13 protein-coding genes and 1 pseudogene are annotated in these 15520 nt (G+C 74.9%); 4 read left to right on the forward strand and 10 right to left on the reverse strand.

The window, feature by feature from the left end:
- Positions 1 to 52: 52 nt before the first annotated feature.
- The 9 genes and pseudogenes from cydC to deoC all read right to left on the reverse strand — a co-directional run.
- Positions 53 to 1768: pseudogene (gene cydC, locus ABZ452_RS09940) on the reverse strand (thiol reductant ABC exporter subunit CydC); the annotation flags it as partial.
- Between the two features lie 20 nt (positions 1769 to 1788).
- A complete protein-coding gene (cydD, locus tag ABZ452_RS09945) occupies positions 1789 to 3465 on the reverse strand; it encodes a thiol reductant ABC exporter subunit CydD (RefSeq protein WP_357940855.1) in 1677 nt (558 codons plus the stop codon).
- Entirely contained in the window at positions 3462 to 4469 is a 1008-nt protein-coding gene (locus ABZ452_RS09950) for a cytochrome d ubiquinol oxidase subunit II (protein WP_357940857.1), read from the reverse strand. Before ABZ452_RS09950 ends, cydD begins: the two co-directional genes overlap by 4 nt.
- 12 nt (positions 4470 to 4481) lie before the next feature.
- The gene (locus tag ABZ452_RS09955) at positions 4482 to 5729 is read right to left on the reverse strand and encodes a cytochrome ubiquinol oxidase subunit I (RefSeq protein WP_357940859.1); all 1248 of its coding nucleotides are present in this window, start codon (positions 5727 to 5729) and stop codon (positions 4482 to 4484) included.
- A gap of 100 nt (positions 5730 to 5829) precedes the next feature.
- Positions 5830 to 6735 carry a M56 family metallopeptidase gene (locus tag ABZ452_RS09960; RefSeq protein ID WP_357940861.1) on the reverse strand — a complete coding sequence of 302 codons (906 nt, stop codon included), beginning with the start codon at positions 6733 to 6735 and terminating at the stop codon, positions 5830 to 5832.
- Between the two features lie 10 nt (positions 6736 to 6745).
- Positions 6746 to 7174, reverse strand: a complete 429-nt coding sequence (locus ABZ452_RS09965) for a BlaI/MecI/CopY family transcriptional regulator (RefSeq protein ID WP_357940863.1) — start codon at positions 7172 to 7174, stop codon at positions 6746 to 6748.
- A 33-nt stretch (positions 7175 to 7207) separates the two neighbouring features.
- Complete coding sequence (locus ABZ452_RS09970) at positions 7208 to 8032, reverse strand: aldehyde dehydrogenase family protein (protein ID WP_357940865.1); 825 nt, start codon at positions 8030 to 8032, stop codon at positions 7208 to 7210.
- Positions 8025 to 9455, reverse strand: a complete 1431-nt coding sequence (locus tag ABZ452_RS09975) for an aldehyde dehydrogenase family protein (RefSeq protein WP_357940867.1) — start codon at positions 9453 to 9455, stop codon at positions 8025 to 8027. Before ABZ452_RS09975 ends, ABZ452_RS09970 begins: the two co-directional genes overlap by 8 nt.
- 5 nt (positions 9456 to 9460) lie before the next feature.
- Positions 9461 to 10420 carry a deoxyribose-phosphate aldolase gene (gene deoC, locus ABZ452_RS09980; RefSeq protein WP_357940869.1) on the reverse strand — a complete coding sequence of 320 codons (960 nt, stop codon included), beginning with the start codon at positions 10418 to 10420 and terminating at the stop codon, positions 9461 to 9463.
- Positions 10421 to 10556: 136 nt separating this feature from the next.
- Here deoC and upp point away from each other — a divergent pair, with 136 nt between their 5' ends.
- The 4 genes from upp (at position 10557) to ABZ452_RS10000 (ending at position 13737) form a co-directional block, all read left to right on the forward strand.
- On the forward strand, positions 10557 to 11189 hold the full coding sequence (upp, locus tag ABZ452_RS09985; RefSeq protein WP_357940871.1) for a uracil phosphoribosyltransferase: 633 nt from the start codon (positions 10557 to 10559) through the stop codon (positions 11187 to 11189).
- A 152-nt stretch (positions 11190 to 11341) separates the two neighbouring features.
- Positions 11342 to 11881 (forward strand): sigma-70 family RNA polymerase sigma factor, encoded by a 540-nt coding sequence (locus ABZ452_RS09990; RefSeq protein ID WP_357940873.1) that lies wholly within the window; start codon positions 11342 to 11344, stop codon positions 11879 to 11881.
- Positions 11882 to 11891: 10 nt separating this feature from the next.
- Entirely contained in the window at positions 11892 to 12941 is a 1050-nt protein-coding gene (locus ABZ452_RS09995) for a hypothetical protein (protein ID WP_357940875.1), read from the forward strand.
- 118 nt (positions 12942 to 13059) lie between these two features.
- Positions 13060 to 13737 (forward strand): GPP34 family phosphoprotein, encoded by a 678-nt coding sequence (locus ABZ452_RS10000; RefSeq protein WP_357940877.1) that lies wholly within the window; start codon positions 13060 to 13062, stop codon positions 13735 to 13737.
- Positions 13738 to 13835: 98 nt separating this feature from the next.
- Here ABZ452_RS10000 and ABZ452_RS10005 read toward each other — a convergent pair whose 3' ends face one another.
- On the reverse strand, positions 13836 to 15500 hold the full coding sequence (locus ABZ452_RS10005) for a phospho-sugar mutase (RefSeq protein ID WP_357940879.1): 1665 nt from the start codon (positions 15498 to 15500) through the stop codon (positions 13836 to 13838).
- Positions 15501 to 15520 lie beyond the last annotated feature (20 nt).

The following is a 15520-nucleotide window of genomic DNA, read 5'->3' on the forward strand; positions in this document are numbered from 1 at the left end:
CCCTGCCACCCGTGCCGGGCCGGCCGCGTCGGGGAAAACCCCGGAAAGCCGCTCAGGGGGCCAGGGCCAGGTAGCCGCGCTCGGCCGCCTCCTGGAGGAGCCACTGCTCCCGGTACCAGCCCGGCCGGGCCACCAGCTCCTCGTGCCGGCCGCGCTGCACCACCCGGCCGGCGTCGAGCACCACGATCTCGTCCAGCCCCGCCAGGCCGCTGAGCCGGTGGCTGATCAGCAGCACGGAGTGCCCGGCCGGGGTGGCGGCCAGCGCCGAGGCGAGCACGGCGTCCGCGGCCGCCGGGTCGAGCCCTTCGGTCGGCTCGTCGAGCACCAGGACCGGTGGGGCGGCCAGCAGTGCGCGGGCCAGCGCGAGCCGCTGCCGCTGCCCGCCGGAGAGCTGCCCGCCCTGCTCGCCGACAACGGTCTCCCAGCCCTCCGGCTGGGCGCGTACCCAATCCAGCAGGCCGGCGGCCCGGGTGGCGGCGGTCAGCTCCGCCTCGTCGGCGCGGGGCCGCCCGAGCAGCAGGTTCTCGCGGACCGTGGCGTGGAAGACGTACGCCTCGGCGAGCAGGCCGCCGACCACCCGCGGCAGTTCCTCGGCCGGCTGGTCGGCCACGTCCACGCCGCCCACGGTGACCCGGCCGGCGTCGGGGCGTACCGCGCCGGTGAGCGCCGCGGCCAGGGTGCTCTTGCCGGCACCGCTCGGCCCGACCACGGCCACCCGCCGGCCGGCGGGCAGGTCCAGGTCGACCCCGGCCAGCGCGGGCGCCGCCCCCTCCCGGTAGCGGACGGTCACGCCCGCGAACCGGACGTCGTGCCCGCCGGCCGCCGGTCCGGCAGGTGCGGTGGGCGCCGGCTCCCCGGCCTCGGTGAGCAGGTCGGCCACCCGGGCCAGGCCGGCGCGGAGCTGGGTGCGCTGCCGGGCTGCCCCGACCAGCGCGAGGGCCACCTCGACGGCGGCCAGCGTGCCCACGGCCAGGACGCCGACGAGCACCCCGCCGACGCCCGCGCGCAGCGCCACAACCACCGCGGCGGCGGCGGTGAGCCCGCCGACCAGCACCCCGGCCGCGTCCACCGCGAAGCCGGTCGCGGCGAGCCGGCGTTCCAGCCGGGCCAGGCGACCGGCCCGGGTCTCGGCCGCGGCCAGCGCCGTGCCGGTCGCGCCGAAGGCGGCCAGGTCGGCGGCGCCGTGCGTCAGGTCGACCGCGTCCACCGCGAGCGCGCCGCGCAGCGGGGCCACCTCGTCGGCGGCCCGCCGGGTCAGCCCGGCGGCCAGCGCGGGCAGCGCCGCCCCGGCCACCAGCAGCCCGACGGCGAGTACGCCGGCGGCCGGCAGCGAGATCAGCGCGGCGCTCCCGACGGCCAGCACGCTCACCAGCGCGGCCGCCGCGCCCGGCACCAGCACCCGCAGCAGCAGGTCCTGCACCGCCTCGACGTCGGAGACCAGCCGGCTCAGCGCGTCGCCGGTGCGCTGGGCGGCGTCGCGCCGGGCGACGAGGGTGGCGAAGACCCGGGCCCGGACGTCGGTGATCATGCGCAGCACGGCGTCGTGCCCGGCCAGCCGCTCGGTGTAGCGGAACACGCCCCGGCTGACTGCGAGCGCCCGCACCGCGACGATCGCCACGGTCAGCCGGTCCAGCGGCGGCCGGCCGGCGGCGCTCATCAGCAGCCAGGTGGCGGTGGCCATCAGGGCCAGCCCGGCGAACTCGGTGGCCGCGGCGAGCAGCCCGGCGCCCAGCAGGCGGCCCAGGTAGGGCCGGGCCAGCCGCAGCACCGCCCGCTCGGGTCCGTCGGTCACGGCGTCACCTTCCCGGCCGGTACGCGGCTCAGCTCGGTGACGCGGCCGTCCTCGACGCGGAGGATCCGGTCGGCGTCCTCCAGCAGCGCCGGCCGGTGCGCGACCAGCAGCGCGGTACGCCCGGCGACGAGCCGCCGGGTGGCCGCGAGGACGACCGCCTCGCTGGCGCTGTCCAGCCGGGCGGTCGGTTCGTCGAGGAGCACGAGCGGGGCGTCCCGGAGGAACGCCCGGGCCAGCGCGACCCGCTGCCGCTGCCCGCTGGACAGGCCGTGCCCGCGCTCGCCGAGCGTGGTGCCGAGCCCGTCGGGCAGGGCGGCGACCACCTCGTCCAGCGCGGCGTCGGTGACCGCGCCGGCCAGCGCGGCGCCGGTGGTGTCGGGGGCGCCCAGGCGGATGTTGTCGGCCAGCGAGCCGGCGAAGAGGTGGGCCCGCTGCGGCACCCAGGCCAGCTGCCGTCGCCAGGCGTCGAGGTCGACCTCGGCGAGGTCCACCCCGTCGACGGTGACCCGGCCGGCGGTCGGCGTGACGAAGCCGAGCAGCAGGTTGAGCAGCGTGGTCTTGCCCGCCCCGCTGGGCCCGATGACGGCGATCCGCTCGCCGGGACGGATGGTGAGCGTGACGTCCCGCAGCGCCGTGGTCCGCTCGTACGCGACGGTCACGCCCTCGAAGCGGATCTCGCCGCGGCCGTCCGGGGCCGGGCGGGCGGCTCCCGGTGTGGCCGCCTCGGGCGTCGCGGAGAGGGTGAGCGCCTCGTCCAGGGCGGTCAGCCCTTCCATGCTGGCGTGGAACCGGCTGCCCGCCGCGCGCAGCGGCAGGTACGCCTCCGGGGTGAGCAGCAGCACCAGCAGCGCGGTGGAGAGGGTGATCCCGCCGCCGAGCAGCCGGATGCCGACCGGCACGGCGACCAGCGCCACCGAGAGGGTGGCGACCAGTTCGAGGACCAGCGCGGACAGGAAGGCGATCCGCAGGGTCTTCATGGTGGCCTGGCGGTGCCCGTCCGCCATCCGGCGTACGACGTCGACCTGCGCCCGGGCCCGGCCGAACGCGCGCAGCGTGGGCAGCCCGGCCACCATGTCGAGGAAGTGCCCGCCGAGCAGCGACAGGCGCCGCCACTGCCGCTCGGTGGCGGCCTGCGCCTGCCAGCCGAGCAGCGCACCGAAGACCGGGATGAGCGGGATGGTCAGCGCGATGATCAGCGCCGAGCTCCAGTCGGCGAGCACGATCCGGGCCAGCACGGCCAGCGGCACGGTCACGCTCAGCACGAGCTGCGGCAGGTAGCCGGTGAAGTAGGGGTCGAGCGCGTCCAGGCCGCGCCCGGCCAGGGTGGCGAGCTGCCCGGCACGCCGGCCGGCGACCCAGGTGGGGCCGTGCCGGCCGACCGCGCGCAGCAGGTCGGCCCGGAGCGCCGCCTTGACCGTGGCCGCCGCCCGGGCCGCCACGGTGCCCTGCGCCCAGCTGACCAGTGCCCGGGCCGCGACCGCCGCCACGAAGCCGGCCAGCGCCGGACGGTGCAGCCGCCCGTCGATCGCGGTGGCCAGCAGGGTGGCCAGCGCGGTGGCCTGCGCGACCACCAGCAGCGCGGTCAGCCCGCCGAGCACCGCGAGCACGGCGAGGTCGCGCCGGGCCGCGGGGACCCGGCGCAGCAGCCGCGGGTCGAACGGGCGGCGGTTCACCAGTACACCGGTGCCCTGCCGTCGGTCCGTCCCCGGAACACCCACCAGCACATCGCCTGAAAGCCTAGTAGGGCCGGCACGAGCGGCAGCACCAGCCAGCCCAGCAGCGCCAACGTCGGCCGGCTCGCGGCGGCGTCGGCCACGGTCAGCGAGGTTGCCGGGTCGACGGTGGAGACCAGCACCCGGGGCCAGAGCGCCGCGCCGACCAGCGGCGCCGGCAGTGCCAGCGCCGCGCTGGTCGCCGCGAAGGCCAGCCCGGCCCGGCCCCGGCGCAGCGCCGCGCGGGCCACCAGCAGGGCCGCCACCAGCGCCAACGGCAGGAGTACGGCGACCGCCGGGCGGGCCACCGCGGCGCGTACCCGATCGGAGAGCAGGCCCAGGACGGTGGCGGTGGCGACCGCGGTGAGCGCCGCCGGCACCAGGCCACGGGCCAGCCGGGCGACCGACGGCAGGTCGGCGGCCGGCAGCCGCAGCGTGAGGAAGGTCGCACCCTGCACGGCGACCAGCGCGAGCAGCGCCAGCGCGGCGGCGGCCACGAACGGGGTGAACAGGTGGCCGACCCCGGCGGGGTGCCCGTGGTCGGCCGGCGGCACGCCCTGGAGCAGCCCGCCGAGCAGCGCGCCCCAGCCGAGCGCGGCGAGCACGCTGCCGGCGACCACCACCCGGTCCCAGAAGGCGCGGGCCGCCCCGGAGCGCGGCCGGCTGCGGAGCTGCACGCCGGCGGTCACCAGCACCACCCCGGCGAGCGCGCCGAGCACGGCCGGGTAGAGACCGGAGAGCAGCTCGCCCTCCAGGGTGGGGAAGGCGCCGAACAGGATGCCGACGGCGGCCACCAGCCAGACCTCGTTGCCGAGGAAGAACGGCCCCACCGCGTTCAGCGCGGCCCGGCGCGCCTGGGGTGTGGCGCCCCGGGCCAGCAGCAGCCCGACGCCGTAGTCGTAGCCGCCGAGCACGAGGTAGGTGGCGAAGAAGAGGCCGAGCAGGGCGTACCAGGCGAGTTCCACGGCGGGGCTCCCTCAGGCGAACACGGGGTGGGGGTGGTGGTCGGTGTCCGGCGCGGGCGGCCGGCCGAGCGCGGGGTCGTGCGCGCCCCGGGCGGCGTGCCGGACCAGCAGCACCCAGTTGGTGACGGCGAGGGTGCCGAGCAGCAGGGTGAAGCCGATCAGCGAGGTGAGCATGAGCCCGGGGCTCACCGGTGAGACGGCCTGCCCGGTGGGCAGCAGCCCGTACGCGACCCAGGGCTGGCGCCCCACCTCGCGGGCGATCCAGCCGAGGATCACCGCGACGAAGGGCAGCGGCACGGCGAGCAGCACGAGCCAGAGCGGGAACTTGAGCCGGATGATCCAGTCCCGCCAGAGCAGCGGCAGCAGCAACCAGGCGCAGCCCAGCGTGAGGCCGATGAGGATCATGAAGCCCAGGCCGACGTTGGACAGCGCCGGCGGGGTGTAGTCGCCGGGCCCGAACCTCGCCGTCCACTCGGCGACCATCGCGTCGCGGTCGGCCCCGCCGCCGAACTTGGTCGGCTGGAGTTCCCCGACCGGGCCGAACTGCGCGAAACCGAAGCCCTGGAGTGTGGTCACCGCGAGCGCCGCGGTGATGAGACCGATCCGCAGCGACTTCCGGAACAGCAGGAAGTCCGGGGTACGCCGGAGCAGGTGCCAGGCGCTGACCGCGGCCATCAGCATCCCGCCGGTGACCAGACCGGCCGAGACCACGTGGCCGAAGGCGAAGCCGAGGGTGGGGTTGGTGAGCAGCGCGCCGAAGTCGGTGAGGTGGGCGACGCCGTCGCGCACCTCGTAGCCGACCGGGTGCTGGAGCCACGCGTTGGCCACCATGATCCAGAACGCCGAGGCGTACGCGGTGAGCGCGACGCCCCAGAGCAGCGCCAGGTGGACGCCGCGCCGCAGCCGGTGCCAGCCGAAGATCCACATGCCGAGGAACGTGGACTCCAGGAAGAAGGCGACCAGCGTCTCGATGGCCAGCGGCGCCCCGAACACGTTGCCGACGTAGCGCGAGAGGCCGCTCCAGTTCAGCCCGAACTGGAACTCCATGACGATCCCGGTGGCTATCCCGAGCACGTAGTTGATCACGTAGAGCTGACCCCAGAAGCGGGTGAGCCGCTCGTAGACCGGCTTGCCGGTGACGAAGCCGGCCGTCTGCAGGCCGACCAGCAGGGTGACCAGGCCGAGGGTGACCACCACGAAGAGGAAGTGGATCGAGGTGGTCGTGGCGAACTGCAGGCGGGCGAGGAGCAGGGGATCCATGGCCGTCCTCCCACTAGTTGACTCGCTTGTCATAGCGAGCCTACACGTAGCGTGCCTACCTATGCGGTCCGGTGCGGGCCGGGCGTCGGCTTCCCGTCGGTCAGCTCAGGAAAAGGGAGATCGGCAGGGCGACCAGCATGGTCGCGACGGACAACGCGGTGGCGCCGAGCACCCGCGGCGGCCGGTCGGCGACCATGAGCCGCTGCACGCGCACGTCGAGGTCGCGGTCGCCCAGGCCCAGCGTGCCGGCCGGGGTGACCCGGTGCCCGGCGGCGGCGAACCGGCGCAGGGCCCCCGCCAGCGGCGCTCCGGCGTGCAGCTCCCGGGCCTTGTCGTCGGCGCGCATCTCGACCAGCAGCGCCACCCGCTCGTGGGCGTCCCGCACCCAGCGGAACCAGGGCAGCGCCCGGCAGAGCGCCGTGAACGGCAGCAGCACCAGATCGTGCCGCTCCTGGGCGTGCGCCCGCTCGTGGGTGAGCACCGCCGCCAGCTCGCTGCGGTCGAGCAGGCTGAGCGTGCCGGCGCTGACCACCACCCGCGGCTTCACCCCGGGCAGGCAGTACGCCGCCGCGCTCGGGTGGTCGAGCACCAGCGCGCCGGGCACGGTGGGATCGCGCCGGGCCACAAGGCTGAGCAGCTCCCGGTGCCGGCGCTGGGCGCGTACGGTGCCGTGGATGCTGCGCACGGTCGTGGTGAGCAACACCGCGCCGATACCGAAACCGACCCCGACCAGGCCCAGGTGCAGCGCGCCCAGCCCGGCCGGCAGCGTGCCGTGGGCCAGATCGTCGACGAGCGTCAGCAGCGCGCTCCCGGTCGGCAGCTCGTACGCGCTCAGGCCCAGCGCCATGGGCAGCCCCATGGCGGAGAGGCCGAGCGCCAGCCCGACCGCCTGCCAGCAGACGATCGCCACCCGCGGGGCCTGCCAGGTCCACCGCGCGGCGGCCAGGACCTGCGCCGTCAGCCAGCAGGCCAGGATGGTCGCGGCGAAGTGCAGGGCGTACGCCACGGCGGCCGCCCTACCGGTCCGTCGCCTCGTCGAGCGCCGGGCCGCCGGCCCGCGGGTCGTCGACCCGGTCGGTCAGCCCGGCCTCGGCGCTGAGCGCCGCGCGCAGCACGTCCGCCTCGGTGCCGGTCACCGAGCGGGCGAAGCGCACCAGCGCGGCGTCCCGGCTGCCGCCGAGGTCGAGGGCGTCGAGCATGAGCTGGGCGATGTGCGCCTCGCGGGTGGCGGCGGGCCGGTAACGCCAGGCCCGCCCCTCCCGCTCGCGCTGCACCATGCCCTTGCCGGCGAGCCGGTCGAGCACGGTCATCACCGTCGTGTACGCCAGCTCACGCCCGTCGAGGGCGTCGGCGACCTCGCGTACGGTCACGCCGTCCGACGTGGCGGGGACCGAGTCCCACAGCACGTCCATCACCGCACGTTCCAGATCACCGAGCCGAGTCACCCCGTAATCCTACCTCGCGTAGTAGAGGGGAACTCACACGCCCTTGGGGTGCCAGACGGTCTTGGTCTCCAGGAGCGTGGTCATCCGGGCGATGCCGGGGTCCGCGTACCAGTCGTTGTCGGCCGGGGCCGGCCGGAGCACCCGCTTGAGGTTCTCCGCGGCCTTGACCTCCAGCTCGGCGGCCAGGTCGGCGTCGGCGACCCCGGTCAGGTCGATGGCGTTGACGTCCATGTGCGAGGCCAGCGTCGGCACGGTCTCCGACAGCCGGCCGGTGAGGATGTTCACCACCCCGCCCGGCAGGTCGGAGGTCGCCAGCACCTCGGCCAGGGTCACGGCCGCCAGCGGCGCCGCCGGGGAGGCGGCCACCACCACGGTGTTGCCGGTGACGATCGCCGGGGCGACCACGCTCACCAGGCCGAGCAGCGCCGGGGACTCGGGGGCCACCACGGCCACCACGCCGGTCGGCTCGGGCGCGGACAGGTTGAAGTACGGCCCGGCCACCGGGTTCGCCCCGCCGTAGACCTGGGGAAGCTTGTCGGACCAGCCGGCGTACCAGACCCAGCGGTCGATGGCCGCGTCGACCTCGCCGGCGGACGCGCCGAGGGCGACGAACTGGTCCCGCCGGCCCTCCAGCATCTCGGCGACCCGGTAGAGGATCTGACCGCGGTTGTACGCGGTCGCCCCGGCCCAGCCCTTCACGGCGGCCCGGGCGGCGAGGACCGCGTCCCGCGCGTCCTTGCGGGAGGCCAGCGACACGTTGGAGTCCTGCACGAGATACGACCGTCCCGACTCGCTGCGCGGGAACTTCCCGCCGATGAAGAGCTTGTACGTCTTGCGTACCGCGACCCGCTCAGACATTGAGGTACGCCTCCAGCCCGTGCCGGCCGCCCTCGCGACCGTAGCCCGACTCCTTGTAGCCGCCGAACGGCGAGGTGGGGTCGAACTTGTTGAACGTGTTGGCCCAGACCACGCCGGCGCGCAGCCGGTCGGCCATCCACAGGATCCGCGAGCCCTTGTCGGTCCAGATCCCGGCCGACAGCCCGTACGGCGTGTTGTTGGCCTTCTCCACGGCCTCGGCCGGGGTGCGGAAGGTCAGCACGGACAGCACCGGGCCGAAGATCTCCTCGCGGGCGATCCGGTGCGCCTGGGTGACGCCGGTGAAGATGGTCGGCGCGAACCAGAACCCGCGGTCCGGCAGCTCGCACGGCGGCGACCAGCGCTCGGCGCCCTCGGCGGCGCCGGCCTCCGACAGCTCCCGGATGCGGGCCAGCTGCGCGGCCGAGTTGATCGCGCCGATGTCGGTGTTCTTGTCCAGCGGGTCGCCGACGCGGAGCTGGGCCATCCGCCGCTTCAGCGACTCCAGCACCCGGTCGGCGACCGACTCCTGGACCAGCAGCCGGGAGCCGGCGCAGCAGACGTGCCCCTGGTTGAAGAAGATGCCGTTGACGATGCCCTCGACGGCCTGGTCGACCGGGGCGTCGTCGAAGACGATGTTGGCGGCCTTGCCGCCCAGCTCCAGGGTGAGCTTCTTGCGGGTGCCGGCGACCGCCCGGGCGATGGCCTTGCCGACCTCGGTGGAGCCGGTGAAGGCGACCTTGTCCACGCCGGGGTGCTCGACCAGGGCGCGGCCGGTCTCGCCGGCGCCGGTGACGATGTTGACCACGCCGGCCGGCAGGTCGGCCTGCTGGCAGATCTCGGCGAAGAGCAGCGCGGTCAGCGGGGTCGTCTCGGCCGGCTTGAGCACCACCGTGTTGCCGGCCGCGAGCGCCGGAGCGATCTTCCAGGCCAGCATGAGCAGCGGGAAGTTCCACGGGATGACCTGGGCGGCGACGCCGAGCGGCCGGGGGTTCGCACCGAAGCCGGCGTGCTCCAGCTTGTCGGCCCAGCCCGCGTAGTAGAAGAAGTGGGCGGCGACCAGGGGCACGTCGACGTCGCGGGACTCCTTGATCGGCTTGCCGTTGTCCAGCGACTCCAGCACGGCCAGCTCGCGGGAGCGCTCCTGGATGATCCGGGCGATCCGGAACAGGTACTTCGCCCGGTCCCGGCCCGGCATCGGACCCCAGACCCTCTCGTACGCCTCGCGGGCCGCGCGGACCGCGCGGTCCACGTCCTGGCTGCCGGCCTCGGCGATCTCGGCCAGCACCTCCTCGGAGGCCGGGTTGATCGACTTGAAGCTGCCGCCGTCGGTCGGGTCGACGAACTTGCCGTCGACGAAGAGCCCGTACGAGGGCTTGATGTCCACCACCGAGCGCGACTCGGGGGCGGGTGCGTATTCGAACATCGCGCTCAGTCCAGGGTGAAGTAGTCGGGGCCGGCGTAGACGCCGGTCGTCAGCTTGGTGCGCTGCATGAGCAGGTCGTTCAGGAGGCTGGACGCGCCGAACCGGAACCAGTCCGGGTCCAGCCAGTCCGGGCCGACGGTCTCGTTGACCATGACCAGGTACTTGATCGCGTCCTTGGTGGTCTTGATGCCGCCGGCCGGCTTCACGCCGACCTGCCGCCCCGTGGCGGCGCGGAAGTCACGGACGGCCTCCAGCATCACCAGGGTCACCGGCGGGGTGGCCGCGACCGGAACCTTGCCGGTGGAGGTCTTGATGAAGTCGCCGCCCGCCAGCATGGCCAGCCAGGAGGCGCGGCGCACGTTGTCGTAGGTGGCCAGCTCGCCGGTCTCCAGGATCACCTTGAGGTGCGCGTCCCCGCAGGCCTCCTTGGTGGCCACGATCTCGTCGTAGACCTCCTTGTAGCGGCCGGACAGGAAGGCGCCCCGGTTGATCACCATGTCGATCTCGTCCGCGCCGGCCGCGACGGCCGCCCGGGTGTCGGCGAGCTTGACCTCCAGGGGGGCCTGGCCGGACGGGAAGGCGGTCGCCACGCTGGCCAGGTGCACGCCGCTACCGGCCAGCACCTCCGCCACGTACGGGACCATCGCGGGGTAGACGCAGACGGCGCCGACGTGGGGGCAGGACGGGTCGGCCGGGTCGGGGCGCAGCGCCTTGGCGGCGAGCGCCCGCACCTTGCCGGGGGTGTCGGCCCCTTCGAGCGTGGTCAGGTCGACCATCCGGATCGCCAGGTCGATGGCCTGGGCCTTCGCGGTGGTCTTGATGGAGCGGGTGCCGAGCTGTGCCGCCCGCTGCTCCGCGCCGACCTGGTCCACGCCGGGCAGGCCGTGCAGGAAGGTCCGCAGAGCGGTCTCGGATCGTCCCAGCTCGGAGAGGTCCGACCGGGCCGACGTCGCTGTCGCCGTCATGCCCCGAATACTACGCACCCGCGGGCCGAGTGATCTTGGTCACGGCGGGCCGGTGGCGGCGCTCGCACGTGAGCGGCGTCGCTGGTCCGCCCGCACCCGCGATGCGCTCGCCTCCCGACCGGTAGGTTGAGCGATCGTGGACGTACACGTCATTGACCACCCGCTCGCCCAGGCGCGGCTGACCGCCATGCGGGACGCCCGGACCGACTCCGCGTCGTTCCGGGCCGCGCTGCACGAACTCACCACCATGCTGGTGTACGAGGCCGCGCGCTCGTTCCCCGTCGAGAAGTACTCGATCCAGACCCCGGTCACCGCCACCGAGGGCACCCGGCTGGCGAACCCGCCGTTGCTGGTGCCGGTGCTGCGGGCCGGTCTCGGCATGGCCGACGCCGCGCTCGGCCTCCTGCCCGAGTCGTCGATGGGCTTCGTCGGCCTGGCCCGCGACGAGAAGACGTACGAGCCGCGCGCGTACATGGAGTCGCTGCCCCGGGACCTCGCCGGCCTGCCGGTGCTGGTGCTCGACCCGATGCTGGCCACCGGCGGCTCGCTGGAGCACTGCTGCCGGCTGCTCGCCGACCGCGGCTGCACCGACATCACCGTGCTCTGCGTGCTGGCCGCGCCGGTCGGCATCGAGCGACTGGAGCGGTCCGGGCTGCCGTTGCGCCTGGTCACCGCCTCGATCGACGAGGGCCTCAACGACCGGATGTTCATCGTCCCGGGCCTCGGCGACGCCGGGGACCGCCAGTTCGGCGGCATGCCCCGCTTCTGATTCCTTCCCGACGGGCCCACCGCCCCGGCCCGAACCGGGGCGGTGCCCGTACGACGTTCTCCGGCGCGCCGCCGCCCACCGGTAACGATCCGCCCCGCCGCTGACACATACCTGGTGTCCCTGTCAGGAACTCCGGTCGGGAGAGCGATCAGATGACACCCGTGGGTGAGCGGGCTGAGGCCTGGTTCACCAGCCTCTACGCCCGGCACTACCCGGCCATCGTCAGGTACGGGCTGCGGCGACTTCCGGACGCCGACGCGGCCGCCGAACTCGCCCAGGACGTGTTCGTCGTCGCGTGGCGGCGGCGGAGCGAGGTCCCCGAAAACCCCCTCCCGTGGCTCTACTCCGTCGCGCGCCACACGGTGGCGAACCGGTGGCGGCACGGGCGCGCCGCTCCCACCCTGCTCCCGCTCGCCGCGGCGGACCACGTACCGGCAGGGCTCGTCGAGCCCGACGCCGTGGCGCCGGTGCTCGACCTGCGCCGTGCGCTGGCCGAGTTGCCCGAGGCGGACCAGGAGATCCTCCGGCTGATCGGTTGGGAGGACCTCAGCGTCGCGGATGCGGCCATCGCCCTCGGCTGTACCCGGTCCGCCGCCGCGGTCCGGCTGTTCCGAGCCCGGCGTCGACTGCGTTCCGCCCTGGCCTCCCGCCCACCGCTGCGTGACCCCCGGTCGGCGTCCGCCCATGTCTGAGAGGAGCACCATGCACACGCAGCAGGTCCGAAACCTCCTGGGCCCGGCCGACCCGGCGCGTGACGTCGTCGTGCCGCCGGCGCCGGTTTCCGCCCACGACCTGATCGTCCGGGCGGCGACCAGCACACTTCCTCCTGCGGCGTCGGCCCGCCCGCTCACCAGCCGTCGTCTCGTCCTGGCCGGCGCCGTCGTCGCGGCGGGCGCAGTTGCCTCTGCCGGCCTGGTGCCGGTCCTCAGGCGTGGCACGGCGCCCACCGGATCGAGGCCGCCGAAGCCGTTGGACGGGGTGGTGCTCCAACCGGTGGCTTACGAGATCGCCACCGACGCCGAACCGGCCGGGCCGCACCTGCGGGCGCTCGCCCGACAGGTCGCGGACGCCCCCTCCGACCGGGAGGGCGGCCGGTACGCCTACCACCGCGTCAAGTCCTGGGGCGGCGTGATCCAGGAGTCGCCGGAGGGATACCTGGCCAGTTTCGTGGAGGAAAGCCGAAGCTGGGCGACGCCCGACGGTCGTCGGTGGTCGGACACGACGGTGTTGGACATGGAGTTTCCGGACACAGCGTCCCGGGACTACTGGACGAAGCAGCTGTCCGGGCCCGCCATCGGTGGGTCGACCCCGCCGCCCGGAGGGCCCGTCGAGGAACCGCGGGATCCGAACGGGGGCCGGGGGTTGCCCACCGAGCGGGCGGCGCTCGCCCGCCTGCTGCGGACCGACCAGCCGGCGGGCGACGTAGCCAAGGCCGTGTACGACCTGTACGTCCGGCACCTGGTCCCACGGCGGGGCCGCGTCGATGTCCTGACCATCCTGGCCGCCAAGCCCGGTTTCGCATGGCGCGGGCGGGTCGTCGACCGGGCGGGGCGCTGGGGCCTGGCCGTCACCGCCGACCTCACCCCACCGGCGGACCGGCCGCAGAATCCGCAGCGGGCGCAGATGTTGCTGGTCTTCAATCCCACCACCGGCGAGCTGCTCGCCCACGAGTACCTTGAGTTGGCTCCCCGACACCGCGTGCTGCACTACGGGCTGCTGCTCCAGGCCAGCCGCACCGACACGCTCGGCTGACCGGCACTGAGGATGCGGACCGGCGTGGACGGGCGTGAATCCCGCCCACGCCGGCGGCGGCACGCCATCGACGGGGAGTTCGTGCGCGGGGTGCGCGTACCCGCTAGCGTCTGCGGCCATGACTGGTGTTGCGCTCGCGGAAGAGCTGCTGCTCCTCGCCTATGACGACGAAACCGGCAAGGCCACCATGCCGCGGATCAGCCTGGACCTCGGCATGGCCGCCGCGGTGCTGGTGGAGCTGGCCCTGGCCGGCCGGATCGCGTACGCCGACGGGAACCTGGCGGTGCTCGACCCCGCGCCGACCGGGGAGCCGATCGCCGACGAGGTCCTCGCCCGGATCGCCGCCGACACCCCGCACACCCCGTCCTCGTGGGTGCAGCGGCTGCGGCACGGCCTGCGCGACCGGATCCTCGGCGACCTCTGCGGCCGGGGCGTGGTCCGGGACATCGACGAGACCGAGCTGGGCTTCATCCACGTGCACCGCTACCCGGTCGCGGACGCCTCGGTGGAGGCCGACATCCGGCAGCGGCTGGCCGAGGCGCTGACCGTCGGGCAGCTCCCCGACGAGCGGACCGCCGCGCTCGCCACCCTGGTGGCGGTGCTGCGGATGGAGCCGGCGTTGGGCCTGACCGGCGCGGCGGCCGACGACGCCGGCACGCGCCTGGCGGAGATCGCCACGGGTGCCGGCTTCTCCGGCACGGTGAGCCTCGACGACAGCGTCGTCCGCCCCAGCGTCAGCCTGGTGATCGCCGCCCTGGCCCAGGCGGTCGACGCCGCCCTGGGCAAGCGCCCCTGACCCTGACCGCCACTATCGCCCGTTGATCATGAAGTTAGCGGCGCTGGCAACCGCTTTCTCCACCGCTAACTTCATGATCACCGCTGAGCAGGCGCGGGTCAGAGGCCGAGGGCGGCCGCGATCTCGGTGCGGAGGTCGGCCACCGCCAGCCGGGCGCGGTGGCGGGCCGCGGGAACGTCGCCGTCCGTCACCGGCTCCACCACCTCCAGGTACGCCTTGAGCTTCGGCTCGGTGCCGGAGGGGCGGATCACCACCCGGGCGGCGTCGGTGCGCAGGATCACCACGTCCGACTCGGGGAGCAGGTCGGACGCCTCGGTGACCGGGTGCCCGAGCAGCGATGTCGGAGTGGCCGCCCGGATGCGGGTCATCATCTCGGCGATCAGCCGCAGGTCCTCCACCCGGGCCGAGAGCTGGTCGGTGTGGTGCACGCCGAACTCGGCGGCCAGCTCGTCCAGCCGGTCGGCCAGGGTCCGGCCCTCGGCCTTGAGGCCGGCGGCCAGCTCGGCGACGGTCAGCGCGGCCGTGATGCCGTCCTTGTCCCGGACGTGCTCCGGCGCGACGCAGTAGCCGAGCGCCTCCTCGTAGCCGAAGACCAGCGGCTCCCGGCCGCCCCCGGCCCGGACGATCCACTTGAACCCGGTCAGCGTCTCGTCGTAGGGCAGGCCCCGCGCCGCGGCCATGGCCCGGAGCAGGGTGGAGGAGACGATCGTGGTGGCGTACAGGCCGGTCACGCCGCGCCGCATCAGGTGGTCGGCGAGCAGCGCGCCCACCTCGTCGCCGCGCAGCATCCGCCAGCTCCCGTCCGCCGGCACGGCCACCGCGCACCGGTCCGCGTCCGGGTCGTTGGCGATGGCGATGTCCGCGCCGGTGCTGCCGGCCAGCGCGACCAGCTTGTCCACCGCGCCCGGCTCCTCCGGGTTGGGGAAGTTGACCGTCGGGAAGGCCGGATCGGGCTCAGCCTGCTCGGGCACCACGCCGGGCGTCGCGAAACCGGCGCGCGCGAACGCGGCGGTCAGCACCGCGGCGCCCACCCCGTGCAGCGGCGTGTACGCCACCTTGAGGTCCCGCGAGCCGGCCGGGTCGACCACCGCGGCGGCCCGCTCCACGTACGCGGCGACCAGGTCGTCGCCCAGCACCTGGCCGGCCGGGCCGAGCGGCACCCCGGCCAGCGGGCCGACCGCCCGGATGGCCGCCTCGATGCCGGCGTCGGCCGGCGGCACGATCTGCGCGCCCGCGCCCAGCTCCCCGCCGAGCTGCGCGCCCAGGTAGACCTTGTAGCCGTTGTCCTGGGGCGGGTTGTGGCTGGCCGTGACCATCACGCCGGCCACCGCGCCGAGGTGCCGCACCGCGAAGGCCAGCACCGGGGTGGGCAGCGGGCGGGGCAGCAGCAGCGCCGGGCGGCCCGCGCCGGTGGCCACCTGGGCGGTGCGCTCGGCGAAGGCCCGGGAGCCGTGCCGGGCGTCGTACCCGATCACCAGCGGGCCCTCGCCGCCCTGGGCGGCGAGCCAGCCGATCAGCCCGGCGGCGGCCTGGGTGACCACCGCGAGGTTCATCCCGTTCGGGCCGGCGCGCAGCGGGCCGCGCAGCCCGGCGGTGCCGAAGGTCAGCGGGCCGGCGAACCGGTCGGCCAGCTCGGGTGCGCTGCCGGGCAGCCCGGCGAGGACGGCGCGCAGCTCGTCCTGGTCGGCCGGGTCGGGGTCGTCGTCGAGCCAGCGCTCGGCCCGGGCGCGAAGGTCGTCAAGGTCAGTGGTGTCCGCCGCCATTGCCTCATGAAAGCATGGCG

It is taken from the genome of Micromonospora sp. NPDC005707 (genome assembly GCF_040631005.1).
In the GTDB taxonomy this organism is placed as follows: domain Bacteria; phylum Actinomycetota; class Actinomycetes; order Mycobacteriales; family Micromonosporaceae; genus Micromonospora.